Origin of the sequence: Cupriavidus sp. D384, assembly GCF_001652915.1 — a bacterium.
Lineage (GTDB): Bacteria > Pseudomonadota > Gammaproteobacteria > Burkholderiales > Burkholderiaceae > Cupriavidus.
In genome coordinates, this window is sequence record NZ_BBQI01000021.1 from 1 (window position 1) to 25566 (window position 25566).

Annotated in this window: 21 protein-coding genes and 1 tRNA gene; 14 read left to right on the forward strand and 8 right to left on the reverse strand. The window is 65.3% G+C overall.

What is annotated here, in order from left to right; genetic code table 11:
• Window positions 1–150: 150 nt before the first annotated feature.
• The 5 genes from A9J21_RS08975 to A9J21_RS08995 form a co-directional block, all read right to left on the reverse strand.
• Window positions 151–2064, reverse strand: a complete 1914-nt coding sequence (locus A9J21_RS08975) for a DEAD/DEAH box helicase (protein WP_066734266.1) — start codon at window positions 2062–2064, stop codon at window positions 151–153.
• 815 nt (window positions 2065–2879) lie between these two features.
• Window positions 2880–3203: a hypothetical protein gene (locus A9J21_RS08980; protein WP_307188106.1), complete on the reverse strand. Its 324-nt coding sequence runs from the start codon at window positions 3201–3203 to the stop codon at window positions 2880–2882.
• Window positions 3204–3246: 43 nt separating this feature from the next.
• A complete protein-coding gene (locus tag A9J21_RS08985; RefSeq protein ID WP_066734268.1) occupies window positions 3247–3516 on the reverse strand; it encodes a hypothetical protein in 270 nt (89 codons plus the stop codon).
• 83 nt (window positions 3517–3599) lie between these two features.
• Window positions 3600–3866, reverse strand: a complete 267-nt coding sequence (locus A9J21_RS08990) for a hypothetical protein (RefSeq protein WP_066734270.1) — start codon at window positions 3864–3866, stop codon at window positions 3600–3602.
• Window positions 3867–3923: 57 nt separating this feature from the next.
• Window positions 3924–4199 (reverse strand): hypothetical protein, encoded by a 276-nt coding sequence (locus tag A9J21_RS08995; protein ID WP_066734306.1) that lies wholly within the window; start codon window positions 4197–4199, stop codon window positions 3924–3926.
• A 421-nt stretch (window positions 4200–4620) separates the two neighbouring features.
• Between A9J21_RS08995 and A9J21_RS09000 the strand changes: the two genes are divergently transcribed.
• Window positions 4621–6846 (forward strand): serine/threonine protein kinase, encoded by a 2226-nt coding sequence (locus tag A9J21_RS09000; protein ID WP_066734272.1) that lies wholly within the window; start codon window positions 4621–4623, stop codon window positions 6844–6846.
• Between the two features lie 57 nt (window positions 6847–6903).
• Here the strand turns inward: A9J21_RS09000 and A9J21_RS09005 are convergent, their stop codons facing one another.
• Window positions 6904–8193, reverse strand: a complete 1290-nt coding sequence (locus tag A9J21_RS09005) for a formylglycine-generating enzyme family protein (RefSeq protein ID WP_066734274.1) — start codon at window positions 8191–8193, stop codon at window positions 6904–6906.
• Window positions 8194–8415: 222 nt separating this feature from the next.
• On the opposite strand from A9J21_RS09005, the gene A9J21_RS09010 reads away from it, so the two are divergent.
• The 9 genes from A9J21_RS09010 to A9J21_RS09050 all read left to right on the forward strand — a co-directional run bounded on the left by A9J21_RS09010 (window position 8416) and on the right by A9J21_RS09050 (window position 21079).
• Window positions 8416–8856, forward strand: coding sequence for a DUF4399 domain-containing protein (locus tag A9J21_RS09010; RefSeq protein ID WP_066734276.1), 441 nt, complete (start codon window positions 8416–8418; stop codon window positions 8854–8856).
• Between the two features lie 95 nt (window positions 8857–8951).
• A complete protein-coding gene (locus A9J21_RS09015) occupies window positions 8952–9383 on the forward strand; it encodes a DUF4399 domain-containing protein (protein WP_066734308.1) in 432 nt (143 codons plus the stop codon).
• A gap of 348 nt (window positions 9384–9731) precedes the next feature.
• On the forward strand, window positions 9732–9998 hold the full coding sequence (locus A9J21_RS09020; RefSeq protein ID WP_066734310.1) for a hypothetical protein: 267 nt from the start codon (window positions 9732–9734) through the stop codon (window positions 9996–9998).
• A 262-nt stretch (window positions 9999–10260) separates the two neighbouring features.
• Window positions 10261–11712, forward strand: coding sequence for an efflux transporter outer membrane subunit (locus A9J21_RS09025; protein WP_066734278.1), 1452 nt, complete (start codon window positions 10261–10263; stop codon window positions 11710–11712).
• A gap of 210 nt (window positions 11713–11922) precedes the next feature.
• On the forward strand, window positions 11923–14520 hold the full coding sequence (locus tag A9J21_RS09030) for an FHA domain-containing protein (RefSeq protein WP_066734280.1): 2598 nt from the start codon (window positions 11923–11925) through the stop codon (window positions 14518–14520).
• Complete coding sequence (locus A9J21_RS09035) at window positions 14517–15899, forward strand: HlyD family secretion protein (protein ID WP_066734281.1); 1383 nt, start codon at window positions 14517–14519, stop codon at window positions 15897–15899. Before A9J21_RS09030 ends, A9J21_RS09035 begins: the two co-directional genes overlap by 4 nt.
• A 17-nt stretch (window positions 15900–15916) precedes the next feature.
• Window positions 15917–16669, forward strand: a complete 753-nt coding sequence (locus A9J21_RS09040; protein ID WP_066734289.1) for a peptidylprolyl isomerase — start codon at window positions 15917–15919, stop codon at window positions 16667–16669.
• Complete coding sequence (locus A9J21_RS09045; protein ID WP_231906866.1) at window positions 16650–19760, forward strand: peptidase domain-containing ABC transporter; 3111 nt, start codon at window positions 16650–16652, stop codon at window positions 19758–19760. Before A9J21_RS09040 ends, A9J21_RS09045 begins: the two co-directional genes overlap by 20 nt.
• Complete coding sequence (locus tag A9J21_RS09050) at window positions 19757–21079, forward strand: sigma-54-dependent Fis family transcriptional regulator (RefSeq protein WP_066734296.1); 1323 nt, start codon at window positions 19757–19759, stop codon at window positions 21077–21079. Before A9J21_RS09045 ends, A9J21_RS09050 begins: the two co-directional genes overlap by 4 nt.
• 23 nt (window positions 21080–21102) lie before the next feature.
• On the opposite strand, the gene A9J21_RS09055 is transcribed toward A9J21_RS09050, so the two are convergent.
• Together A9J21_RS09055 and A9J21_RS09060 are read right to left on the reverse strand one after the other, a co-directional pair.
• On the reverse strand, window positions 21103–21882 hold the full coding sequence (locus A9J21_RS09055; RefSeq protein ID WP_082926319.1) for a PP2C family serine/threonine-protein phosphatase: 780 nt from the start codon (window positions 21880–21882) through the stop codon (window positions 21103–21105).
• A 102-nt stretch (window positions 21883–21984) separates the two neighbouring features.
• Window positions 21985–22275, reverse strand: a complete 291-nt coding sequence (locus A9J21_RS09060) for a hypothetical protein (protein ID WP_066734299.1) — start codon at window positions 22273–22275, stop codon at window positions 21985–21987.
• Between the two features lie 429 nt (window positions 22276–22704).
• On the opposite strand from A9J21_RS09060, the gene A9J21_RS09065 reads away from it, so the two are divergent.
• The 4 genes from A9J21_RS09065 to A9J21_RS09075 all read left to right on the forward strand — a co-directional run bounded on the left by A9J21_RS09065 (window position 22705) and on the right by A9J21_RS09075 (window position 25446).
• Window positions 22705–23172: a lecithin retinol acyltransferase family protein gene (locus A9J21_RS09065; protein WP_066734302.1), complete on the forward strand. Its 468-nt coding sequence runs from the start codon at window positions 22705–22707 to the stop codon at window positions 23170–23172.
• Between the two features lie 269 nt (window positions 23173–23441).
• A tRNA-Arg gene (locus tag A9J21_RS09070) sits at window positions 23442–23516 on the forward strand.
• Between the two features lie 226 nt (window positions 23517–23742).
• A complete protein-coding gene (locus A9J21_RS32660) occupies window positions 23743–23826 on the forward strand; it encodes a hypothetical protein (RefSeq protein WP_404851356.1) in 84 nt (27 codons plus the stop codon).
• Window positions 23827–24480: 654 nt separating this feature from the next.
• Window positions 24481–25446 (forward strand): FkbM family methyltransferase, encoded by a 966-nt coding sequence (locus A9J21_RS09075; protein ID WP_066734303.1) that lies wholly within the window; start codon window positions 24481–24483, stop codon window positions 25444–25446.
• Window positions 25447–25566 lie beyond the last annotated feature (120 nt).

Genomic DNA, 25566 nt, shown 5'->3' on the forward strand with positions numbered 1-25566 from the left:
GCTCATGCGACCGGGTCGTTAAGTCCCGCCCTTCACGCTATCCCGTTCGATTCCTCAATCGAGACCTTAACTGAACGGCATTACACCCGAAGGTGCCTTTTTTTGCATCCTGCCGCCGCGTCGCCAGCGGCAGGGGTCAGCAATCAGCGATCAACGCTCGTAGCGCGAGCGGCTGTTGCCGTTGCGTTGGCCGCCGAAGCCGCCGCGATCGCCGCGGTCGCCGAACTTGCGGTCGCCAAAGCTGCGGTCGCCGAAGCTGCGCTCGCCGCCGAAGCCGCGGTTGCCGTCGCGTTGCTGGCCGTCACGGTTGCCGTACGAACGCTGCTCGCCGCCGAAATTGCGGTCGCCGAAGCTGCGCTGCTGGCCTTGACCCTGACCCTGGCCTTGACCCTGGCCGCGGTAGCCGCCGTTGCCACGGTCGCCGAAGCCGCCGTTGCCGCGATCGCCGAAGCCGCCACGGTTTTCGTCGCCGAAGCTGCGGGCGCCACGGTCGCCAAATCCACGGTTGCCGTCGTTGCTGTTGCCGTTGCTGAAGCGGCGCTCGCCGAAGTTGCGGTCGCCAAAGCTGCGCTCGCCGCCTTCACGGTTGCCGCCGTTGTTGCCACGGTAGCCGCCGCCGTTGCCGGCGCCATTGCCGCCACGGTAGCCGCCGCCATTGCCACGGAAGCCATCACGGCCGCCCGGCTTGCCGCCGAAGTTCGAACGCGGCTTCGGCGAGCGGCGCGGCTCCAGGCCTTCGATCACCGATGCGTCGATGCGGTTGTTCGTGAAGCGCTCGATACGGCGCCACTGGAACATGTCGCCATGGTTCACCAGGTTGATGGCGATACCCGAGCGGCCGGCACGGCCGGTACGGCCGATACGGTGCACGTAGTCTTCCGCCTGCTTGGGCAGGTCGAAGTTCACCACGTGGGTGATATCGGGCACGTCGATGCCGCGTGCGGCCACGTCGGTGGCCACCAGCACGCGCAGGTTGCCGCGGCGCAGGGCCGTCAGCGTGCGGTTACGCGCGCCCTGGGTCATGTCGCCGTGCAGGGCGCCAGCGGCAAAGCCGGTGTCCGACAGGCGCTCGGCCAGCGAATCGGCGTCACGCTTGGTGGCCGTGAACACGATGGCCTGCTTCAGCGACGAATCGCGCAGCAGGTGATCGAGCAGGCGCTCCTTGTGCGACATGTCGTCGGTGAAGTGCAGGCGCTGTTCGATGTTGCTGTGGTCGGCGCGCGCGGCAGCGATCTCGATGCGCTGCGGGTCGCGCAGCTGGCGCGAAGCCAGCTGGCCGATGCGGGCGTCCAGCGTGGCCGAGAACATCAGCGTCTGGCGCGAAGCCGGCGTGGCGGCCACGATGGCGTCGATGTCGTCGGCAAAGCCCATGTCGAGCATGCGGTCGGCTTCGTCGAACACCAGCATGTCCAGCGCGGACAGGTCGATACGGCCGGCCTCGATGTGGTCCAGCAGGCGGCCCGGCGTTGCCACCAGGATGTCCGGCATGCGCGACAGCATGGCCAGCTGCTTCGGATAGGGCATGCCGCCCAGGATGCTGGCGCACACGATGCGGCGCAGATGGCGGCCGTACTTGGCGGCAGCCTCGGTGACCTGCAGGGCCAGTTCACGCGTCGGCGTCAGCACCAGCAGCGACGGCTGGGCCGCGGCCGGGCGGGGACGCTTGCCCTTCATGCGCTTGGCCGGTTCGGTCGGACGATTCGGCGCCGGCTTTTCGCTGATGCGCTGGATCGCGGGCAGCATGAACGCGGCGGTCTTGCCCGAACCGGTCTGGCTCGAGACCAGCAGGTCGCGGCCAGCCAGGAAGGCGGGAATGGCCTGGGCCTGAACCGGGGTGGGGTTGTTGTAGTTGGCTTCAGCCAGGGCGCGCAGGATGGCGGGGTCCAGGCCAAGTTTTGCGAAACCGCTTTCCGGAGCTTCCGACGCTTGCTCGGCCGGGGCTGCATCGGCGTTGAGCAGGGCGTCGAGCTTGTCGAGCGGGCTCACGGCAGCGGCGGGCGTGGCAGTAGCGTCGGTGGCGGAAGCAATAGCTTGCTCCGCACGGAAATCTTCGTGCTGGGTCATGTCGTACGTATTAAAAATGCATGGCACCCCAGGGCAGTGTGCGCAAAGGGGTGGGCGCAAGTGCAAAGTCTTAAAAAAGGCTTCGGCGCCAATCGGTAGGCCGTTCGACAGACTCAGCTGGCAAGACGGCGGCAGGCAGGGGCGGCTGGCAATTCAAACAAACCGGCCGATTTTCCCTGGCAGGCAAACAGCAATTCGGGCTGTTATCAGGATCGGAGACGAGGCAGCGTCAGGTGAGCGGTGCGTTCTGGCCAGGCACCTGTCTGATATTTCGTGTGATGACAGAGGCAGGGAGCAGATCTTGGGAGGTAGCGGATACGCCACGGCAGGTTGCCTTGGGGCGTGGTGCGGTACTCACAGTGCGAAACTCACGGCGCGGAGTATAGCAGAACGCTGAAGTTTTTGTTGCACCGCGCAAGTGGGAATTATCCGGTAGATGGTAAGCAAACGTAAGTGAAAGCGGCCGGGGCATCGCTTGCATGTAGGGGCGCGGTGCCTATACTCCAGAACGCGGGCATCGATGCCCGTACGGGGCGGACGATAAAAAGTCCCGCTGATATTGCCTTTGGCAAGACTCGCTTGCCGCTCGCCTCCGGCCTTGCGGTCATTGATGCCACTGCCAGGTTTCCTCCGACTGTCCGGGTGGTCCGGATGGGCGTCCGCTTCATGGGCGGAATCCATGGGAAACATGCTTGGCACAGGAATGACCGGAAGCAGCCGGTGACGCAGACCCAGGAAGTCCGGGCCCGTCCGCAACCAAAGCCCGCCAATTGCTTGGCGGGCTTTTTCTTGTTATGCGACCGGTGGCGCCGCGCCTACCTGCGCGCGGGCGTGGTCTCCCGTTCCTGCCCTGCAACCTGCGATGTGCCGGGGAATCCCTCCGGATACTGGACCAGCCGCGTAAGCGTGGGGCGTCGGTGCGCCTGCCAGCGGTAGCTGCCTGCCAGCCGCGCGCCGCCGATGATGGCGGTCATGGCCTCGCGGTCGAGGTCCATGTTTTCCGACAAATCCTTGATGACGATGACTGCCATGGCGATCTCCAGCATGCGGGCCTTGCCGCGGCCGGCCGGAATGGCGCCGGTCGGGCGGCGCCAGGGCAGGCGCGGGCCCGATTCAGTATAGGCGAGCGGTCCTGCCACATGCGCAGCGCACACGACAGGACCGCTCCCGGACGCGCGGCGTTCAAGCCACGTTCGCCCAGTTGCCGCCCTTTTGCACCGGCTTGACGTTGAGCGCGAGGTTGCCCAGGTCGACGCCGACGATCTTGTTGTCGTTGAAGGCGGCAACGTTCACCTGCTGGAACTGCTGCACGCTCTGGTTGATGTTGATGTTGACCAGCGGGCCGGCGGCGGCAATCTTGCCGAACCAGTCCGTGCCGCCGCGGATGGCGCACAGCGATTGGTGGTCGAGTTCCTTGCTGACGGCAAGGTCGCGGACGATGATCGATGACATGGTGGACTCCTTGATGCAATTTGGCGGGTTCGGTGCGCGGCGGGCGGCTGGCTCGATGCCGGCGCCCGCCGCTGGCGACGGACTCAGGCGTTGTTCTGCGCGTACTGGTTCGTCGTCACGTTGTTCTTCATGTGGTCCTGGAAGGCCGAACCGTTGCCGAAGTAGTTGGCGACGTCCTGCAGTTGCTGGTTCGACTGCGTGATCTTCGTGTGCGAGTCGAACGACAGCTTCACCGGGGCGTAGACGCTGGTCCACGGGGCGATCAGGCCCAGGCCGCCGCGCACCGACTTCATGCGGGTGGCTTCGAGGGTGGTGGCGCTGGACAGGTCGAGGATGGTCAGGGTGCTCATGGCAGTCTCCTAATGGGCGAGTGTGCGGATACGATGCGTGGATGCGAAGGGTGAAGCTCAGACCGGGTGGTACACGTTGTTCTGCGCGGACTGGGTCGTCGTGACGTTGTTCGTCATGTGGTCCTGGAACGCCGAGCCGTTGCCGAAGTAGTTCTCCACCTGCTGCATCTGCTGGTTCGATTGGTTGACGTTGAACACCTTGTCGACCGACAGCTTGAACGGGCTGTAGACGGTGGTGATCGGCATGATGGCGATGCCGCCGCGCACGGCCTGCAGCGTCTTGGCGTCGAGGGTTTCGGTGGAGGACAGGTCCTTGATGGTCAGCGTGGTCATGATGGTCTCCTGGATGAGGAAGGTGCTGCTTTGGGTCTGGGTGATGAGCATCGGGTTGGTGTCGCGCTCGGACCAGATATCGCAGCAAGCGTGCCAGCGCGGGCCATGACCACGAAAAAAAACCGCCAGGCGTTGTGGGGCAAGGGATTCCGGATGAGTGTGCGATGCGCGCCGGCACGGCGGGGCATGCGTTGGGCCCTTGCAGTGGTGGGCTGGCGCCAACAGAAAGGTGTCGGGTGTCGGGCGGACGGCAACGTCCGGGGCGCGCCGGGCCACAGGGCGGCATTGCGGATGGCCGGAGTGCGCACTAGTATCCATCGAAGGCAATGTGCCGTGACGCAACGGTTTCGCCGCCAGTGCCGCCTCCGAAGCGCCACTTGCGAGCGCCACCAGTCGGCAACCACACGTCGGGATGCACCGGATGTCCAGCCTGACCGAACTCATACGGAATTTTCAGCGCGGGAGCCTGAGCCGCGACGAATTCCTTGCATCGGTGGATACGGCCCTGAAGGACGATCAGACCGACTCCACCCAGTTTGCCCGCGTGCTTACCGAGGAGCACACGCGCTTTCCATTGCCGCCGGCCGTGTACGCCGAAGTCATGCACCGCATCGACTCGCACACGGCTACGCAATTCGATCCCGTTGGCGAGGTACACCAGGACGTGCACGGCGATATGCACACCGAAATGCCTGGCGAAGAAACGCGCATCGAGCCCGAGTCACCGGATCGCGCTCAGCCTGCGCCGGGCGTCACAGGCGTCACGGGCATCACAGGTACCAGCGGTGGCATGACGGGCGCGTACGTTGGCGGCGGGTACATGGGTGGCAACACGGGCACCAATACGGGAAGCAATACCGGCAGCAATACCGGTAGCAACACCGGCAGTACCACGGGCGGACAGAGCGGGCATTTCACCGGCGGCTTCATCCCGTCCGGTCCCACCAAGGGTGTGGGCGACACGCTGAACGGCCGCTTCGTGCTCGAAGAGTGCCTGGGCGTGGGCGGCATGGGCACGGTGTACAAAGCGCTTGACCTGCGCAAGCTCGAGGCCTCGGATCGCAAGCCCTATATCGCCATCAAGGTGCTGAACATGCAGTTCAGCGGGCATCCGAAATCGCTGATCGCGCTTCAGCGCGAGGCGCGCAAGGCCCAGCAGCTGGCCCACCGCAATATTGTCACGGTCTACGACTTCGACCGCGACGGCCCCACGGTCTTCCTGACCATGGAATACCTGCAGGGCAAGTCGCTCAACCGCGTGCTGCGCTCGCCAGACTTCCAGGGGCTGCCCTATGTAAAGGCGATGCCGATCATCGTAGGCATGGGCAGTGCACTGGCCTACGCGCACGAACGCGGGTTCGTGCATTGCGACTTCAAGCCGGCCAATGTGTTCCTGACCGATCGCGGCGAGGTTAAGGTCATCGACTTCGGTATCGCACGCGGCTTCCAGCAGCCTGCCGATGACGCGGACCAGACCGTGTTCGATCCTGGCTCGCTGGGCGGCATGACGCCGGCCTACGCCAGCCCGGAAATGTTCGAGCACCGTGAACCCGATCCGCGTGACGATATCTACGCGCTGGCCTGCGTCAGCTACGAACTGCTGACCGGCCGGCATCCATACAACCGCGTGTCGGCCACCGAGGCGCGCGCGAAGAACCTGAAACCCGAGCAGCCCAGGACGCTCTCGCGCGGGCAGTGGAAGGCGCTGCGCCAGGCGTTGTCGCTGGATCGTGCCACCCGTACACCCTCCGTCAGTCAATTCCTGGCCGGACTGGGCGGTGAGGCGCAGAGCACCAGCATCCGCCTGCCGGTGATCGCGGGCAGCGTGATTGCCGGCGTGGCCCTTGCCACCGGGGTGCTGGTGTACATGTGGCGCAGCCACATGCCTTCGACCGAGAGCGCGCCACCCTCTCAGGCTGCGGCACCCGTCGCCACGGCACCGTCTGCCACGCCCTCGCCGCCGGAAGAGGCGGTGCCGGTCAAGCCCGAGTCCGTTGCGCAAGTGATCGCTGCCACGCCCTGTTCGCTGCTGACCGCCAGGATCGACGGCAATACGCTGCAGGTGGGCGGCTATGTCGGCGAGCCGGCGCTGGGCGGCCTGCGCGACAAGCTGGGCAAGATCCCGGGCGTGCGCACGCTCAAGCTCGACGCCCAGCCGCTGACCAGCGACAAATGCGATGTGGTGAAGCTGGTGGCGCCGTACTGGTCGGGCAACCGCAAGGCAGGCGGCCCGGCCGGCGCGGTACTGCACACGCGCGGTGGCACGCAGCTGGCCGAAGGCACGCCACTGGTGCTGGACATCAACACGCCGCCGCACGAATCGTATGTCTACGTTGACTATTTCTCGGCCGATGGCAAGGTGGCGCATCTGGTGCCCAGCGGCCGCATCCAGGGCAACCAGGCGCCGGCCAGCTATAGCGCGACAGTGGGCGACAGCGGCGACTGGATCATCTCGAAGCCGTTCGGCACCGAACTCGTGGTGTTGCTGACCACGCCAACGCCGCTGTTCACCACGCGGCGTCCGGAATTCGAAACCCGCCAGGACTACCTGAAAGCACTGGAAAAGCCGCTGGCGCAGATGGCCAGCAAGCACGGGCGCGAGCAGATCAGCGCTGACATCGTGCAGATCGCCACGCGCGGCAAATAGCGGCCAGCCAGCCGCCGGGGCGGCCATCGGGCCAGCGCAATCCGCCGTCCTTCGTTGCTACTTTGCCTCGCGCACCACGCGGAAGCCGTTCTGCGACTGCCGTACGCTGGTGCTGTACTTGAAGCGCGTGGATGACACCATGTAGCTGGCGCCTTCGCGCCACGAGCCCCCGCGGATGACGCGCGCCGTGCAGGCGGGTTCATCCCACGCGCGGCCGTCGGTCGGCGCGTTCTTGTACGAACTGTGCCAGCAGTCGGCCACCCATTCCCAGACGCTGCCGTTCATGTCGTGCAGCCCGAACGGATTGGGCGCGAACGATCCCACGCTGGCCGGTGCGGCATCGCTCCACGGATCGCCACAGTCCTTGCAGTTGGCATTGCCCTTGGCCATCCTGTCGCCCCACCAGAACGCGGTGCTGGTGCCGCCGCGCGCCGCGTACTCCCATTCGGCCTCGGTAGGCAGCCGGTAGGTCTTGCCGGTGGTTTTCGTGAGCCAGGTGACGTATTGCTGCGCGTCATCCCAACTGATGTCGCGCGCTGGTGCCGTTTTCGCTTCGGGCGGATTGGTGGCGATGCGCGGGCAGGCGTTGGCATCGGCGCAGGCGTTCCACTGTTCGACCGTGACCTCGTACTTGCCGATGGCGAACGCATGGCCGACGTTCACGTGATGCGGCGGTTTTTCGGCCGGGTCGCTGGTGTTGCTGCCCATCGTGAAGGCGCCGGGATTCAGGCCGATCATCACGGGGCACTGCGGGCAGTCGCGCGATTCGCCGCCCTTGGCTTCGGCCGGTCGGGCCGCGCCAGATGCCGGGGCTTCCTTGCCTTCCTTCCCTTCGGCCGGAAAGGTGACGGTGCCCTGGGCGATGGCCCCGCCTGCACGCGTGCGAGGCTGGCCCGCGCCGCCAGGGGGTGGCGCAGCAGGGGCGGGTGCGGGCTTGGCGGCGGTGGGCGGTGGCGGCTCGGTCTTTGCCTGCGTCTTCGGTTCGGGCCTGGCCGGCGTCGTCGCGGCTGCCGCAGGTGCGGATGCCGCCGGCGCGCTGGCCTTGATGCGATCGAGGCGCGTCTTGGCGAGCGCGGCGAAGCGTCCGTTCGGATACTGCTTCAGATAGGCCTCGTAGTCGGCCGCATAGTTGCTGTTCTTGATCGAATCCCAGAACGACAGCTCATACTGTTCATCGCTGTTCTTGGGCAGGATGCCCGCCGTCGCCGGTGGCAGCAGCGCGTTGCCGGCCCGGGCAAGCCAGAGGCTGCTGACGGGGCCGCCCGAGGTTGGGTCGTGCGATACGCCATCGATCTCCGCGCCAAGTCCCAGCAGCGCCAGCGACACGACGATTGCTTTCCGCCACATATTCCCCCCTTCAGAGTCGCCGCGCTGCGCGGTGTGGAGTTGCCGTGACGCGGTACCGGCCGTTTCAAGATAGCACAGCGTTTGTGGCGTGAAAGTTCGCTTTTTGGAGCCTTCCGACCTACGCTGTAGGACACATCGCCGAGCGCATCAAGAATATCGACCAAGAATCCGCTCCCGCGCGGGGTACCGTGTGCAGCGGACAGTTCTCCGGGAGGAGCCGCCATGTCCAGACGATCCCTGCTGCACGTGCTCGCGGCCGCGTGCCTGGCCACATTCCTGTCCAGCTGGACGACATTCGCGATACCGCTCACGCAGGCTCCCAAGGGCGCCGAGGTCTACATCATCTGGCCCGGTGACGGCGCTGTCATCGACGGCGGCAAGCTCTGGGTGCGCATGGGCCTCAAGGGCATGGGCGTGTGCCCCAAGGGCATCCAGCGTCCGAACTGCGGTCACCACCATCTGCTGATCGACGCCGACCTGCCGCCGCTGGACAAGGAAATCCCGAACGATCGCAATCACCTGCACTTTGGCGCCGGCGAGACCGACGCGCGCATCGAACTGCCCCCGGGCAAGCACACGCTGCAACTGCTGCTGGGCGACAGCAAGCATGTGCCGTTCGATCCGCCGATTTACTCGAAGAAGATCACGATCACCGTGCGCTAGGCACACAGGCGCGAACGGGGGGAGCCATGACGCATTTCAGACCGATGCTTCTTGCGGGCATGACGTTGCTGTCCGCTGCCTGGCTGCAGGCGGGCATGGCGCGCGCGGCCGATGCGTCGGCGCCGGTCGCGCATGCCGACCACGCTTCGTCCGGCCCGGCTTCGGGCCCCACGCCAGCACCGAAGAACGCCTATCTCTATATCGGGTATCCCAACAACAACCAGACGCTGCCGGCCGGCAAGCCCATCAAGGTCTGGTTCGGGCTGCGCAACATGGGCGTGGCGCCCAAGGACGTCAAGTATCCGAACACGGGCCACCATCACCTGCTGATCGATGTCGATTTGCCGCCGCTGGACAAGGAAATCCCGAACGACCGCAACCATCTGCACTTTGGCGCGGGCGAGACGGAGACCACGATCGACCTGCCGCCGGGCAAGCACACGCTGCAGTTGCTGATGGGCGACGAGAAGCACATACCGACCAATCCACCGATCTATTCGAAGAAGATCACGATCTATGTGAAATAACCGGCTCGGAGCGAGAAGGCGGGGCGGTCCGCCTGTCTCCGGCGCGGCGCACAGCGATGTGCGCCGTTTTTTTTTGACCAATGCGGCCCGTGATGGGCCCGTTGTTGCCTGATCGCCAACACAGCACACCGTCACTGTGGGTCGCCGCCCAACACCTGGCCGGGTGCCGGCGCGCGGCCTGGAACCGTCGCCTCGCCCGCCAGCCCTTGTGGCACAACGGCCCGCAGACTTTTTCAAGCTTGTGGCCCGCGCTGGCACGCTTGCTGCGATATCTGGTCCGAGCGCGACACCAACCCGATGCTCATCACTCTGACCCAACGCAGTACCTTCCTCATCCAGGAGACCATCATGACCACGCTGACCATCAAGGACCTGTCCTCCACCGAAACCCTCGACGCCAAGAAGCTGCAGGCGGTACGCGGCGGCATCGCGGTGATCGCCCCGTACACCTCGATCTTCACGCCGGTGAGCCTGAAGTTCGACTCGCACACCAAGATCACGCAATCGAACCAGCAACTGCAGGACGTCGCCAACTACTTCGGCAATGGTTCGGCCTTCCAGGACCACATGAAGAACAACGTGACGACGAACCAGTACGCCCAGAACAACGCCTGATATTCGTACGGTTCAGGCGGCAGCGGCGCGCAGGCCGGCCAACAGGCCGCCGCCGCTTCAGCCGCACGGGGAGCTTGCGCCGGGGACACCTCCGCCCCGGCGCTTTTTTTGCCCGCCGCTTTTCCATGGCGCGCACGCCGAGGTTGGCGTCCGCCAGACGCCGACCCACAATACAGATCGAACGCCAGGACGCCCTGCCACGGTACGCTGGCGTTGCAAGCAGGAAGCCATCGTGAACGCATTCGCCTTTGCTCCGCGCCGCATGTCCCAGTTGTCGGGCGTGGCCCTGTCCGTGGCGCTGCTGGCCGGCTGTGCCGATTTCCGCCCGCCCGAATACCACCGGCCCGAAACGCCGGCCAAGGCGGCCTGGACCAGCAACGAATCGGTCAGCGTGTCGCCGGCCGAGACCATCCTGCCGAACTGGTGGCAGGGCTTTGGCGATCCGTACCTGGACCAGCTCGTAGCCAAGGCGCTGTCGGGCAACTACGACATCAAGGTGCTGGCTGCCCGCATTCGCGTAGCCAATGCCCAGATTGCCGAGGCCCGGGCGGGCGCGCTGCCGGTGTTCGACGTCGGCGCCGGGTTGGATATCAGCAAGACCACCGGGCAACCGGTGTCGCGCACCTACAACCTGGGCGGCACCGTGAACTGGGATATCGACGTCTGGGGCAAGGTCGAAAAGGGCGTGCAGGCCCAGACCGCCGAATTCCGCGCAACCGAGGCCGACTGGCGCGCAGGCTACCTGTCGCTGGTATCCGATGTCTCGATCACGTACTTCACGATCCTGCTGCTCGACGAGCAGGTGGCGCAACAGCGCCATACGCTGGCGCGCAACAACGACATCCTGGGCACCTACAAGGCCATGCTCGCCAACGGCCTGCTGCCCCAGATCCGCGTAATGCAGCAGCAGGCCGAAATCAACCGGCTGACCAAGGACCTGCTGGAACTGCGGCGCTCGCGCGACGTGGCCGAGAACGCGCTGGCTACCCTGGTGGGTGTGCCCGCCGGCGAGCTGAAGGTGCCGCCGGGCAAGCTGCAGGAGCGCATCAGGCTGCCCGTGGTGCCGGCCGGGCTGCCTTCGCAACTGCTGGCGCGGCGCCCCGATATCGTCGCCGCCGAATACCGCGTGCTGGCCGCCTACGATCTGGTTGGCCAGGCGCGGCTGGCACAACTGCCCAGCATCAGCCTGACGGCGCGTGGCGGTACGGCCAGCTTTGCGCTGTCCGACCTGATGAAGTCCTTCACGTTCGGCTTCATGCCCAGCATCAACCTGCCGATGCTCGACCCTAACGTGCGGGCCCGCGTGAAGACCACCGAGGCCAACGTGGGCGTGGTCGAGAACGAATACGGCCGCACCGTGATGACCGCGTTCGAGGAAGTGGAGAGTGCGCTGGTCAACGTCGACGCGCACAAGAAGCAGCGCGTGGAACTGCAGCAGCAGGTAAGCCAGCTGCGCGTGGTGGGCGCGCAGATCGACGCCCAGGCGCGCGAGGGCATCGCGTCGCAGCTGGATGTATTCGAGTCCGAACGTTCGCTGCTGACGGCCGAGCAATCCTTGTTGGCGGCGTACCAACAAATCCTGGCCGATACCGTCACGTTGTACAAGGCACTGGGCGGCGGCTGGCCCGATGTGGCCGTGCGCAACGGGCACACGGATACCACTGCCGATTCGGCATCGCCGGCCGGCGTCTCCGCGCCCAAGGCGGCGCGTTAGCCGCAGCGGCGCACAAACCGTTTCAAGCCTGAAACCCCTATGGCGCCGGCGTTTGCGCAACGCTGCGCCGCAGCGCATTGACTCCCCTCGAGCGTGGCCTACTATGTTCTTACCCGTGACCTGCCGCCCCCTTGCCGACGCTTGCCGACCCCGTCGCGGCGTTGACGCGCGGTTGCGCGCCACAGGCTGCACTGTTGGCTCAGGTGAAACATGACGCGCGACGAAGCTCCCTTCATGGATGTGCCGGTCATGGCGCCCCCGGGTGGCCAGGCATTCGATGTACTGCTGATGCCCGTGTCGCGCCCGGAGCTTGGCGAGATCCGCATTGACGAGGACCTGTTCGCGATCGGGCGGGGCGAGGCGCCGTTTGCCGCGTATCCGACCGAAGCGGTGTCGGTGCTGTCACGGCGGCATGCACGCATATTCTCGGAAGACGGTGCGGTCTACGTGGCCGACCTGGGTAGCAAGAACGGCACCCGCGTGAACGGCGACAGCGTGCAGCAGCAGCCGGCGCGGCTGAGCGATGGCGACGAGGTCAGCTTCGGCGCCGACCTGGCCTATCGCGTACGGCTCTATCCGCGGCCTCCCGAACCCGAACCGCCCCGGGTGGCGGTCACGCTGGCCCCGATGCGCGACGACCTGGACCTGCAGCCGGTGGTGATCGCCGGGTTCCCGTTCATGGTCAGCAAGGCGGACGATACCTTCGCCCGCTATCGCGACCAGTATCCGCACCAGGTGAACTACCTGTCGCGCCGCCACGCGCACGTGTACCTGAAGCACGGCGTGCCGTGGATAGAAGACCTGGGCAGCACCAACGGCACCTTCGTCAACGGCGTGCGGCTGCGCGACCAGTCGGTGCGGCTGGAACCCGACGACGTGGTGGCGTTCGGTGGCAGCCATTTCGTCTACCGCGTGGGGATCGAGCGCGAGACCGATGCCGATGCCACCGCGACCCGGACGTCCCTGGCCGCACCGTCCCCGGCCGGCGAGCCGCTGCAGGCGCCGGTCAACGGTGCGGAAGCCGCAACCGGCGAGGTGGATCCCGACAAGACCACCTTTGTCGGTGCGGCCGATTCCTTCCTGGATATCTTCTGCATGGACTATCGCGCCGCGCAGGAAGACGAAGTCAACCCCGAGGCCATGCCCGACGCCGCGGACCCCGCCCATGCGCCGGCACCGCGCGGCCGGGTGACGATGATGTTGGTGGAGGCCATGCGCAGCTTCGGCATCCACGACCGGCACCAGCTTGAGCGTGCGGCGCGCGTGGCGATCCTGGTGATTGCCGTGCTGGTGGTCGGCGGCGGCTACCTCTGGTGGCGTGGCGCGCCCGACCGGTCCCTGCAGGCGCTGGTCGACGAAGGCAAGTATGTGCGTGCCGCCGAAGTGGCCGACAAGGTGCTGTCGCGTCATCCGGACGAGGCGCGCTACCAGGCGCTTGGCGCCGAGGCGCTGATGCGCGGCTACGTGCCGCAGTGGTCGGCGCGATTGCAGGCCAGCGACGCGGCCGGCGCCACGGCGGTGCTGGATGAAATGCGTGCACGCAGCCAGCACAATGCCGATGGACAGGCGCTGACCAGCCAGCTTGCCTGGGTGGCCGACCTGGAACGCTACGTGGCCCAGCGCGGCGGCATCGACGGACCCATCCGCATGTATTCCGACGAAGCAAAAATCCGCGACCTGCTGCGGCGCTGGGAGGACGACACCGCGTCGCACCAGCGGCTGCTCGGACGCATTGCCAATGACGTGCCGACGTTCCGCGACACCTACGCGCGTGCGCTGAGCGATCTGCGCCGGCTGCAGAACGACGAATCGGTGCTGCTGGCCGCCATCGACCGGCTCAACGCGGCCATTGCCACGGAGCTGGGCCGTGATCAGCCCGAGGCATTGCAGCCGATGCTGGCCGAGTACAAGGACAAGTACGCACGGCTATCGGGGCTGGACAGCGTGGAGAGCGACCTGCGCCAGTACACGGCAATGATCGAGTCGCTGCGCGTGCGGGCGCCGGGGCCGCTGGTGGCGCTGATGCAGAAGGCCAGCTTTGCCACGCCGCCATTCCAGGCCGCCTATCAGAAGCTCAAGGCCACGCGCCTGCCCGGCGACGAGGTGCAGAAGCAGTACGTGGCGGCCAGCAAGGCCTGGGAGCAGGGCGATGGCGCGGCCGCGCTGGCTGCGCTGAAGACCGTCACGGCGGGGCCGTGGGCCGCCGATGTGGCAAAGGATGTGGCCCACAAGGAGCAGGTGCTGGCGCAATACGCCGCCATCAAGGCCAGTCGCGGATCGCCTGGCTATGAGGAACAGCTGCTGGCGTTCTACGAGTCGCTGGACCCGAAGACCGACGGGTACTTTTCCGAGAATATCGACGCCGATGTCAACAGCATCCGCGACGCCGCATTGCGCCGCGCCAACCAGCTGCTGAACCGCGCGGCCACGGGCTGGCGCCAGTACCGCAATAACGGACTGATTGCCGGCGAGCAGCGGCTTGAATCGGGCATCTCGGCCAAGTTCCGGTCGCAGGCCAGGTTGCTGGCCGACGCACAGGACGATGCGCGGAAAGGGCTGCGCATCTACGCCCAGCTGAAAATCGAGGATTCGGCGCAGTGGGGCAAGATCCGCGACGACATCCAGGCCGAGGTGGACACCCAGCGCCGGTCGCTCAATGATCTGCGCATGGTGCTGGACCCGGCAGTGCTCAAGGCCAAGCTGGCGCTGGTGGGCGAGGGCAGCACGGAGGGCGGCAAGGACGGTAGCGCCGCCCCGGCCGCGACCGCTGCAACTGCCGCGAAACCCGGAGCGGGGAGCACGCCATGAAGGACGAGAACCGCGACAACAAGCTGCGGCCGCTGACCGAAGCACTGGAAGACCATAGCGCCGAAGGCATTGCGCTGCTCAGCGCCGAGCCGCGCCGGCTGACGCTGCTGGCAGTGGTGACCACGGGCGTGCTAGTGCTGTGCGGGCTGCTCTGGTCCTTCTTCGGCCATGCCGATGTCATCGTGACCGCCCAGGGCACGCTGGCGCCGGAATCCGAAGTGCGCCGCTTCTACGCGCCTGTGGATGGGGAACTGGTCGATCTCTACGTGGCCGAGGGGCAGCCGGTGTCGAAGGACGACGTCGTGGCACGGCTCAATGCGCGCGGCGCGATCGAGGCGGCCGCCAATGCGCTGCAGGCCCAGTTGAAGCTCGAAGACGCCGAGCGCGAATGGAAGCAGTTTCCGGAGCGCAAGGCATTGCTGGAACGCCGGGCGCTGGCGCTGAAGCAGCAGATCGAACTCAATTCCCGCCAGCACGAGAATCGCCTGGCCGAAGGCACCACGCGGCTGGCCGAGCAGCAGCGGGCGCAGCTGGCCGAGGCGCGTAGCAATCTGGAAAACGCGCGCCGCGCGCGGGAGTTCGCGCGCCAGGAGCAGGACCGCTACGCACGGCTGTTTGCGCTGCCGGCTGGCGGCGGGGTGTCGCAATCGCAGGTGGAAGCCAAGCGCGCGGCGACGCAGGAAGCCGAGAACAACCTGCGCGTGGCCCAGTCGAGGCTGGCCGAGCTCGATGCGCGGCTGGCACAGGAATTCACGCAGGCCAGCGCGCAGCTGGAAGGCAGCGGGCAGGAACTGGCGAGCCTGCGCGTGCAGTACGACGCCGCCGTGCGCGAGATCACCAGCACCGAGGACAAACTGCGCCTGCAGGTGCAGACGGCCCGGCTGGTGGCCGACGCCGCCGCGCGCATCAAGTTCGAGAACATCGACAAGGACAACTTCCTGCTGATCCTGGCACCGGTGTCGGGCGTGATCACCGACGTCACGTCCACGCAGCGCGGCGACAAGGTACAGGCCAACACGCCGCTGGGCGGCATCGCACCCAAGGATGCCCGGCCGATGCTGCGGATCGAGATTGCCGAGCGCGACCGCGCATTCCTGCGCGAAGGCCTGCCGGTCAAGCTCAAGTTCAGCGCGTTCCCGTACCAGCGCTATGGGCTGATCGCGGGCACGCTCGAGTACATTTCGCCGGCCACCAAGCCGTCGGGCCCCGACAAGCAGCCCGTGTACGAGGGCCGCGTGCGGCTGGCGCAGGACTATTACAGCGTGGCAAACAACAGGTATCCGCTGCGCTATGGCATGACGGCCACGGCCGAGATCGTGGTGCGGGAAAGACGCCTGATCGACCTGGGACTCGATCCATTCAGGCAGGTCGCAGGTTGAACGTTGAGGAGAGGGCGATGACAGCCATCGTACGCATCGACGACGAAATGATCGGCGTCGACGAATTCGTGAGGGTCCTGAAGCTGACCGGCCAGTTCGAAGGCCTGGTGGAGCAGCTGGTGCGCGACAAGCTGACCGCCCACGCGGCGCGCCGCCATGGCCTGAAGCTGACGCCCGACGAAGTGCAGGAGCGCGCCGACCAGTTCCGGCGCGTACACGGGCTGCACCGGGCGGCCGACATGAACCACTACCTCGACGCGCTGAACATCACGCTCGACGAGTTCGAGAACTTCATCACCGACAGCCTCTACCAGGAAAAGATGATGGAGCAGGTGTGTACGGACCAGGCGGTGGAGTCGTATTTCCAGCTCAATTCGCCGAAGTTCGACAGCATCGAGGTCAGCCATATCGTGGTGGACACCGAAGGCAAGGCCAGGGAGCTGGTGTCGTACCTGCAGGATGATCCGGACGCGTTTGCCGAGATGGCGCGCGAGCATTCGATTGCCGATACGCGCGAGCAGGGCGGCGATATCGGGAAGGTGCTGCGCGGATCGCTCAAGGGCGATATCGAGGCCAAGGTCTTCAACGCCGAGGCCGGCGACCTGCTGGGCCCGTTTCCGGCGCCGGACAAATCGTTCTTCGAGGTCTTCCTGGTGCGCGCCAAGCATCCGGCGCGGCTCGACCCGGATGTGACCGTGGAGATCCGCCGGCTGCTCCGCGAGGAATGGCTGATGGCAAGGGCGCAGGAACATGTCATCGAAGCCCGCTAGCGAGGTGGCGGCGCCGGCCGCATCCGCAGCCGCTCCCGCGCCGCCCCCCGGGCAGTCGCTGGCTGATTTCCTGGCGACGGTGGAGATCCTGTCGCCGCTGTCGCGCGACGAGATCGAGCGGCTGGCCGCCAGCGCCCGCACGCTGCATTTCGGCTTTGGCGACACGGTCTGCAACGCGGGCGAGCCGGCGGACGGCATCTTTATCGTACGCAGCGGCTCCGTGCGCGTGTTCAACGAGGAGCAAGGCAAGGAAATCAGCATGGGCGTGCGCAAGACCGGCGAGGTGTTCGCCGATATTGCGCTGCTGCGCGAGTATCGGCATGAGTCGTCGGTGCGGGCATCGGGCAAGACCGAGCTGGTCACGATCCCGCGCGCCGTCTCCGAGCCGACGATTGGCGGCAATCCGGCCGCGCTGGCCTTTATCACGAGCTACGTGGCGATCAGTTCGGCGGGCGGCTTTGTTGCGCGGCTGTTCGACCTGCGCGGCAAGCTCGACAAGCTGGAACTGGAAGACGCGGTGCGCAGCGTGGGCGTCAAGCGGGTGGCGGCTGGCAAGGAAATCCTGCAGCAGGACGGGCGCGAGGATCGCCGCCTGTATGTGGTGCGCCAGGGCACGGTGCGCCTTGTCCGCGAGGAGGATGGCGATACGTTCCAGCTGGCCACGCTGGGGCCGGGCGAGATCTTTGGCGAGCGCGCCTGCGTGATGCGCCAGGAGCAGATTGCCTCGGCCATTGCCGAGACCGACACCCGGCTACTGGTCATCCCCGAGAAGACGGTCCAGTTGATCCTGGAGCGCAATGCGCGGCTGCGTGAGGTGCTGGAAGAACGCATCCGCACCGTGGACCGCGAACTGCACCGGCAGAAGAAGCTGGCGGAACGCCGCAAGCGCCCGGTGCTGCTGGACCTGCACTCGAAACCGGAATTCGGTGAACGGCTGATCCGCCGCTTCGCGCTGGTGGAGCAGGCCGAGGAGATGGACTGCGGCGCGGCCTGCCTGGCGATGATCTGCCGGCACTACGGTATCCCGATGACACTGGGCAAGCTGCGCGAACTGGCGAACGTGACCACGGCCGGCGCCACGCTCGACAGCCTGGCGCGGGCGGGCGAATCTCTGGGCTTTACCACGCGCGGCGTGCAATGCACGCGCGATGCGCTGACGGGCTTCGAACTGCCTTTCATCATCCACTGGGAGGGCTATCACTACGTGGTGGTCTACGGCGTTTCGGCGCAGTACGTATGGGTGGCCGACCCGGCCATCGGCTTCCGCAAGATGAGCACCGAGGAGTTCGAGCGCGGCTGGAGCGGCACCTGCCTGCTGTTCTCGCCCGGCACGCAGATGAACGAACTGGCGGTTTCGCGTTCGCCCTGGCTGCGCTTTATCAGCTACCTGTCGCCGTACAAGCGCATCCTGGCGCATCTGTTCCTGGCTACGTTCGTGATCCAGATGCTGGGCGTGGTGCCGCCACTGATCATCCAGAACATCCTTGATGGCGTGGTGGTTCACCAGAACATCGGGCTGCTGCACCTGCTGATCCTGGGGCTGGTGATCTCGAACGTCTTTACCCAGTTGATGGTGACCATCCGCGCGTACCTGGCGAACTTCATGGTCCGCAACATGGATTTCGCGATGATGTCGCACTTCTTCAAGCACACGCTGTCGCTGCCGCTGTCGTTCTTCGCCAAGCGCAAGACGGGCGACATCTTCGCGCGCTTCCAGGAGAACCAGACCATCCGCGCGTTCCTGACCGAGTCCACCGTCACCACGGCGCTGAACCTGCTGATGGTGTTCATCTACTTCAGCATCATGTTCCTCTACAACGTGAAGCTGACGCTGCTGCTGATTGCCTTTGTGATCCCCATTGCCGCGCTGACCGTGGTGGTCACGCCAAAGGTGAAGGGCTACGCCCGCGAGGTGTTCGCGGCGTCCACCGACGCCAAGGCCTACCTGATGGAAACGCTGGGCGGCGCGGAGACCGTGAAGGGCATGGGTATCGAACGTCCCGTGCGGCTGCGCTGGGAGCGCAAGTATGCCAAGGCGCTGGAAAAGCAGTACCAGGCGCAGTCGTTCCACATCCTGGTGGGGCTGGTCAGCCAGGTGCTGAACGCGGCCACCACGATCACGATCCTGTGGGTGGGTGCCACGCTGGTGCTGGAGCGCGAACTGACGATCGGCCAGCTGATTGCGTTCAACGCCTTCATGGGCAGCGTGCTGGCGCCGCTGATGGGGCTGGTGGCGCTGTGGGGCCAGCTCAATGACGCCGGCGTGGCGATGGAGCGGCTGGGCGACGTGCTGGACCTGGAGCCGGAGCAGAAACCGCAGGATGTGATGTCGCGCGTGTCGCTGCCGGACCTGCAGGGCGAGATCCAGTTCGATGGCGTCTACTTCCGCTATGGCGGCGAGGACACGGCCTACGTGCTGGAGAACATCAGCTTCCATATGCGGCCCGGGGAGATGGTGGCGATCGTCGGCCGCAGCGGCTCGGGCAAGACCACGCTGGCGAAGCTGCTGGTGGGTTTCTACAAGCCGACCGACGGCACGATGAAGGTGGACGGTTACGACATGAACGTGATCGACACCGAGTTCTTCCGCGCCCAGGTGGGCTATGTGATGCAGACCAACCTGCTGTTCTCGGGCACCGTGGCCGAGAACATTGCCTGCGGCGACGACAGCCCGGATCGCCGCCGCATCGAGGAGGTTGCCAAGATGGCCGATGCCCACGCGTTTATCTCGAAGCTGCCGCTGGGCTACGAGCAGGTGGTGGGCGAGCGTGGCATCGGGCTGTCGGGCGGGCAGATCCAGCGACTGTGCATTGCCCGCGCGCTGTATCACGACCCTCGGCTGCTGGTGTTCGACGAGGCCACTTCGGCGCTGGACACGCAGTCGGAGAGCAACATCCTGGCAAACATGCAGGACATCCTGAAGGGCCGCACGGCCGTGATCATCGCGCACCGGCTCAGCACCATCATGCAGGCCGACAAGATCCTGGTGCTGTACGAAGGCGGCATCGTGGAGCAGGGGCGGCACGAGGAATTGCTGGAGCGCCGCGGCATGTACTACCAGTTGGTCCAGAAGCAGTTGAGTGCGGCATGAAGCTATACAACCCCACCCCCGTCACCTCCGCCGTTTCGTTCGCGGGCCTGATCGAACGGATCGAGATCCTGCGCTCCACGCTGCGCTGGTCGTCGCGGCTGGAACGGCCCGACATCGAGAAACTGCTCAAGCAGGCCACCACGTTGCGCGACGAGGTCATGGGCCTGTCGCACAAGGAGCGCTTCGTGGCGGCGGCATCGGCCGCGGGCGAGGCGGAGGTCGAGGAAGCGGTGGTCGAGCCGGTGGAGATGTCGGCCCGCGAGCGCCGCCAGGCGCTGATGGAGCGCAGCTTTATCTTCGAGGGCACGTTTGGCGACAACCCCAAGCTGCTCGAAGCGCTTGAGATTGCCGAGAAGGCCGCGCCGACCGATCTGCCCGTGCTGATCGACGGCGAAAGCGGCACCGGCAAGGAACTGATGGCGAAGGTGATCCACGCCAATGGCCTGCGCAACGACAAGCCGTTCATCTCGGTCAACTGCGGTGCGATTCCCGACAGCCTGCTCGAATCGGAACTGTTCGGCCACAAGAAGGGGGCGTTCACCGGGGCGGCCAACGACCGGCGCGGCAAGTTCGAGAGCGCGCATACGGGCACGATCTTCCTGGACGAGATCGGCGAATTGCCGCTGACCGGCCAGGTCAAGCTGCTGCGCGTGCTGGAGGCGCACGAGATCCAGCGCGTGGGCTCCGACGAGGTGATCGCCGTCGATACGCGCATCGTCGCGGCCACCAACAAGGACCTGCGCCGGATGAGCCAGGAGGGCACGTTTCGCGAAGACCTGTTCTACCGGCTCAGCGTGATCCACGTGACCCTGCCCGCATTGCGCGAACGGCGCGACGAAATCCCGCTGCTGGTGGCCTATTTTGGCGACGAGGCGGCCGGGCAGCTCAAGCGGCGGCCGCTGAAACTGACGCCCCGGTTGCGCGACTTCCTGCTGCACTACGAATACCCGGGCAATATCCGCGAACTGCGCAACCTGATGTACCGGCTGTCATGCCTGGCCGGCGACACGGCGGATTTCGTCCACCTGCCGCAGGATATCCGGCCCAGGCCGGCCGGCCTGCAGGCCGTGGCGGCAGCGGGCGGCAAGGCAACCGTGACCGACCTGAGCACGGCCACATCGCTTAGCGAAGCCAAGCGCGCGGCCAGCGACGAAGCCGAGCGGGCTTTCCTGGAACGGGGGCTGCAGGAAGTTGGGGGAACCGTGGCCGAACTGGCGCGCCGCTTCGACATGAACCGGTCTCACATCCAGATGCTGCTCAAGAAACACGGGATTCACTCGAAGGACTTCAGGAATAACCGGCAGGCGGATGGGAAGTAGGGCGGGGCGCCTGCCCGCAGGCTTCAAACCTCCGGGTTCAGCAGCGTCATGTCCGATCCCCCGCCGAGGTCCTCGGCCCGGATCACCACCACCGACACGTTGTCGCGGCCGCCGTTGTCCAGGGCCTGCCTGAGCAGCGTATCGGCGGCTGCCGCCGGGTCCGTGATGGCCGGCGCCAGCAGGGCTGCGATCTGGTCGTCCTCGACCTCGTTGCTGAGCCCGTCGCTGCAGAGCAGGAACACGTCGCCATCGCCGATTTCCAGCGTCAGCCGTTCCAGGTCCAGCGTGGATGCCGCTCCCACGGCGCGCGTGATGGTGTTGTGGGCGGGATGGTGCTTCGCTTCGTCGGCCGTGATCAGCCCCCGTGCCTTCAGGCGCTCCACCTGGCTGTGATCGCGCGACAGCTGCTTCAGATGGCCGTCGCGGAACAGGTATAGCCGGCTGTCACCGGCCCACAGGCAGCTGCAGCGGCGCTCGCAGGCCAGCAGAATCACCACGGTGCTGCCTATCACGCGTACCTTCATCCGCAGCGCTTCTTCGATCAGCAACTGGTTGACGGTCTGCATCGCCAGGCGGGCGTGCTCGGTGGCGCCGTCGAGGCTGTCCGGTTCGGGCAGGGACGATAGCGCCTGGATGATGGCCCGGCTGGCGAAGTCGCCCACGGCGTGGCCGCCCATGCCATCGGCTACCGCCCAGATGCCCTGGTCGGGCATGGCAAGGCAGGCGTCTTCATTGCGTGTACGCACCCGTCCGACGTCTGTGCAGGCGGCGGAGGTCCAGCGGAATTGCGATACGCAGGCCACGGCATGCTCCAGCGCGGGCCGTCACCGGCTCGCGCGTATGGCGCCCCCGGGGCGCCGGGTATTTGGAAGTCACCGCGAAAGCCCTGCTGGCTGCTGCAGGGCTCAGACCAGCCGTCCCTTGTTGCGAGCGTCCATGCTGGCGTCGACCGTCACGTTCGAATTCGGCGCCGTGTTCTGGACGTTCACGTTCTGGAACTGGTTGTTCATCTGATCAGCATAGAAGCTGTAGTTGATCTCGTAAAAGTTCACGACCGGTAACGCGCTGGGGCGCGACGCCACATAGGGCTGGATCCAGCCGAAAACCCACGGCGCGCCGCCGCCCCGGACGGCCGACATGGCGCGGAAATCGAGTTCGCGGCGGGTGTTCAGGTCGCGGATGGTGAGCGTAGCCATGGTGGTCTCCTGAGGCTGGCATCGATAGGTGTGTGCCGGTAAGGAGCAAGCGGTGTGCCACCGCAATGAATGTGACGAATGCGTATCGCATGATGATCGGATGGCCTGCGATGTGATCTATCGAGCCTGTCCAGCGTTGGCCGGGTACCAACAACCGTGTGTGAAGTGGTGGGACGCGGCCGTCAGCAGGGCGTTGGGCCGCAGCTGACGGTCGACGCCCATCCAGACTTGCGCGGAAGACGGTGAAATGCCAACAGAATGCCGCCGATTCTGTTGGGCTTATCCCGACGTCACAGCCGCGTCCCACCCCCCTGAATCCCCGCAAACCGTTGTCCCGCCGTCGAAGCGGCGGCCTGGCACGCTTGATGCGGTTGGGTAGGCACCAGCGCAGCCTGACTGCCAGCCACCGACACCGAACCGAGACCTGCCATGAACGCCCAAGACCAACAACTAGTCAGCCGCCTGGAAGATGCCTACCTGCCCGGCGCCCATCTCGTGACGGAACGCAATGGCTACGCCCACCACGGCATCTACGTCGGCCAGGGCCGTGTCATCCACTACGCCGGCTTCTGCCACGCACTCCACGCCGGCCCGGTGGAAGAAACCACCGTCGAACAGTTTGCCGGCGGCCACGGCGTGACGATGAAGTCCGAACCGTGCGCCCGCTACCTGGGCACGGAAGCCGTGTCGCGCGCCCGCAGCCGCCTGGGAGAAAACCGCTATCACCTGCTGACCAACAACTGCGAGCACTTCTGCACGTGGTGCCTGCTCGGCCAGGCCCGCAGCGAACAGGTGGAAACCTGCCTGCGCCACCCCGGCGCCGCGATGATCACCGTGCTGCATATGGCGCTGGCACTGCTGTCGAGCATCCACCTCGCCAGCCTGCATGCAGCCTGAGTCATCGGCGCACCGATGCAAATCACCGACCAGGGAGCCTGCCATGTCCGGACTGATCGACTGGGAAAGCTGCAACGCACGCAGCGGCCGCGCCTGCCATCGCGCATGCGGCAAGAGCCGGGACACCACCCGGCCACGCCTTGAACACCGCAGCGACAGGGCGCGCGTAAAGAACCGCCGCCATCCGGCGCTGGCGGAGTTTGCTATACTCCGCCCCGTCTTCCGGTCCGCCCGCCCCAGCGCGGCGCAGATACGGTGCAGACGGTCCGCTCGCCGTAGTTCAATGGATAGAACGAGCGCCTCCTAAGCGCTAGATACAGGTTCGATTCCTGTCGGCGGGACCATAATCAAGTTCGCAGTAGTTCTCCGAAGTTCTCTCCACCACCATAAATCAAGGCATCTCGGCCATCCGATGTTCGTCAAAGTTCGTCGAGAACCGTTCGCATCCGTCACTTTTGGGGGCATTCTCTAACGCTCCAATTATCGGTGCCCTCATGCGAGCCCTCGTACGGTAGAACGTCTCGTCGACACCAACATCCGTAAGGCAAGCTGCGCGAGCGTGTCTCTAAGCTGTTCGACGGTGGCTGCCTCTATCTTGAGGTCATGACCGATGGGCGAAAGCTCTGGCGCTTTAAATACGTCCGGGGCACCTAACCTGGTGTTACGCTGGGGCAGGCGCGCGCGCAGCGCGAAATGGTCAGGTCGCACGTCGCCGACGGTAAGGATTTCGGCGCCTCTGCAGGCGGCTCCCAATCAGCCCCATCCAGTTCAACGCGATTACGTTTTCGACGACGTTGCCTCGGCTATTGATCAATGCATGGCGCATAGCTTTTCCCCTCATTGCGTCAGGTATGCGGTGAACCTAAATTTTCCGCCGCTGCCGTTGCCGCCACGTGGTCGTGGTGGCTTACGCGCCAGCCCCTCCGCCGCCACCTCCAAATCCGGTAGCAATGGTGCCGGAAGCATTGGCTACTGTCGCACAACCGCAGCCGAAGTACCCCGACCCGCAGATACCACCCGTGCCTCCCGGTGGCATCGGTGCATCATTCACGAGCGAGGCCAGAACCTTGCTGGCATAGACGTCGTTCCAGCTTTCCTTTTGGGTGGCATGCCAGTCACGAGCAACGGCTTCGAAGAATTGCCGTCCGCGATTTGGCCGCGCGGCGCTAATCTTGTTTGACGGCTGCTTTCTCGTCCGAAGCGACACGGCGAAGACTGTGAATTTATCGTACCAGACTGATTTTCAGTGAGGGTGATATTATTGGCGTCTTTGATACAAAGGCGATACCAGTCGGAGACATACCCCACATGCTGAAGTCCCTTGCCAGGCGAATTAGGTCGTTTGCCACGCGCGACGTAACCAATGAACTCGCGGAGATCAGGTTGGAATTGCAGGGCTTTGCAGTGGCCATGCGCGCCGCGGTCGACGCCGCAGCTGCCGACGAGACCGAGCGCATGGGAAAAATCGACGAAAGGCTTGCCAAGGCTGATCAGAGGCTTGATGCGATATGGGGAGCTACGGACCACACACGCCACCTCACGATCACGAATCTGAAGCTGCTGAAGATGCAGACGCTTGGGGCTGAGCCCATTGTCACTTGTTCCTACAACGGGATGATCCCGATCAAGTTCTTCGTCCCGAAAGCGGCTACGGACTATATCCAGGGGTACCAGCTCTACTACGAGAACTTCTGGGAGGTCGAGCTGCTGGACAAGATGAAGGCATTCGCCAAGGGCAAGGCGATTCTCGATATCGGCGCAAACGTCGGAAACCACGTCATTTACTGGTCTCGAGTGGCCGGCGCGAAAGGCATCAAAGCTTTCGAGCCTATCCCCGAGTTGTTCGATATTCTTCAGCGCAACATCGAACTAAATGGCATTCACAATGCCGAGGCGTTCGAGTTGGCTCTCGGCAAAGAGAGGTCTTTCGGACAACCCGTTTCCCACGGCTCTAACCGCATGCAAAGCGAAATCTTTGCGAGCCAGGACGAGTCCGGCATCAAGATTGCCGCGCTTGACGACCTGGGAGTTTGCGATGCGGACTTCGTCAAGATCGACGTTGAGGGTCATACGCTCGATCTCCTGCATGGGGCAGGCAAGACCCTGGCCAGTTTGAAGCCGGCGTTGTTCGTGGAGCTTTTTGAACATGAAAAGGATGCGTGCATGGCGATCCTGGAGGGCCTCGGCTATAGCATGCTGAAGGCGCTTGAGGATCATAACTACTTCTTCGTGCACAAAGATCGACCGTTTGAGGGCGAACTTGGCTTCCTGTGAACGGATGACACTCTGCCTCCAAGGCCACCTTCGGGCCTAATGCCGTTCAGTTAAGGTCTCGATTGAGGAATCGAACGGGATAGCGTGAAGGGCGGGACTTAACGACCCGGTCGCATGAGC

What these genes read in the sequence shown, in the direction of transcription:
- A9J21_RS08975 (WP_066734266.1), bottom strand. Translation starts at nt 2,064, where the DNA reads ATGACCCAGCACGAAGATTTCCGTGCGGAGCAAGCTATTGCTTCCGCC.
- A9J21_RS08985 (WP_066734268.1), bottom strand. Translation starts at nt 3,516, where the DNA reads ATGTCATCGATCATCGTCCGCGACCTTGCCGTCAGCAAGGAACTCGAC.
- A9J21_RS08990 (WP_066734270.1), bottom strand. Translation starts at nt 3,866, where the DNA reads ATGAGCACCCTGACCATCCTCGACCTGTCCAGCGCCACCACCCTCGAA.
- A9J21_RS08995 (WP_066734306.1), bottom strand. Translation starts at nt 4,199, where the DNA reads ATGACCACGCTGACCATCAAGGACCTGTCCTCCACCGAAACCCTCGAC.
- A9J21_RS09000 (WP_066734272.1), top strand. Translation starts at nt 4,621, where the DNA reads ATGTCCAGCCTGACCGAACTCATACGGAATTTTCAGCGCGGGAGCCTG.
- A9J21_RS09005 (WP_066734274.1), bottom strand. Translation starts at nt 8,193, where the DNA reads ATGTGGCGGAAAGCAATCGTCGTGTCGCTGGCGCTGCTGGGACTTGGC.
- A9J21_RS09010 (WP_066734276.1), top strand. Translation starts at nt 8,416, where the DNA reads ATGTCCAGACGATCCCTGCTGCACGTGCTCGCGGCCGCGTGCCTGGCC.
- A9J21_RS09015 (WP_066734308.1), top strand. Translation starts at nt 8,952, where the DNA reads ATGGCGCGCGCGGCCGATGCGTCGGCGCCGGTCGCGCATGCCGACCAC.
- A9J21_RS09020 (WP_066734310.1), top strand. Translation starts at nt 9,732, where the DNA reads ATGACCACGCTGACCATCAAGGACCTGTCCTCCACCGAAACCCTCGAC.
- A9J21_RS09025 (WP_066734278.1), top strand. Translation starts at nt 10,261, where the DNA reads ATGTCCCAGTTGTCGGGCGTGGCCCTGTCCGTGGCGCTGCTGGCCGGC.
- A9J21_RS09030 (WP_066734280.1), top strand. Translation starts at nt 11,923, where the DNA reads ATGACGCGCGACGAAGCTCCCTTCATGGATGTGCCGGTCATGGCGCCC.
- A9J21_RS09035 (WP_066734281.1), top strand. Translation starts at nt 14,517, where the DNA reads ATGAAGGACGAGAACCGCGACAACAAGCTGCGGCCGCTGACCGAAGCA.
- A9J21_RS09040 (WP_066734289.1), top strand. Translation starts at nt 15,917, where the DNA reads ATGACAGCCATCGTACGCATCGACGACGAAATGATCGGCGTCGACGAA.
- A9J21_RS09045 (WP_231906866.1), top strand. Translation starts at nt 16,650, where the DNA reads ATGTCATCGAAGCCCGCTAGCGAGGTGGCGGCGCCGGCCGCATCCGCA.
- A9J21_RS09050 (WP_066734296.1), top strand. Translation starts at nt 19,757, where the DNA reads ATGAAGCTATACAACCCCACCCCCGTCACCTCCGCCGTTTCGTTCGCG.
- A9J21_RS09060 (WP_066734299.1), bottom strand. Translation starts at nt 22,275, where the DNA reads ATGGCTACGCTCACCATCCGCGACCTGAACACCCGCCGCGAACTCGAT.
- A9J21_RS09065 (WP_066734302.1), top strand. Translation starts at nt 22,705, where the DNA reads ATGAACGCCCAAGACCAACAACTAGTCAGCCGCCTGGAAGATGCCTAC.
- A9J21_RS09075 (WP_066734303.1), top strand. Translation starts at nt 24,481, where the DNA reads ATGCTGAAGTCCCTTGCCAGGCGAATTAGGTCGTTTGCCACGCGCGAC.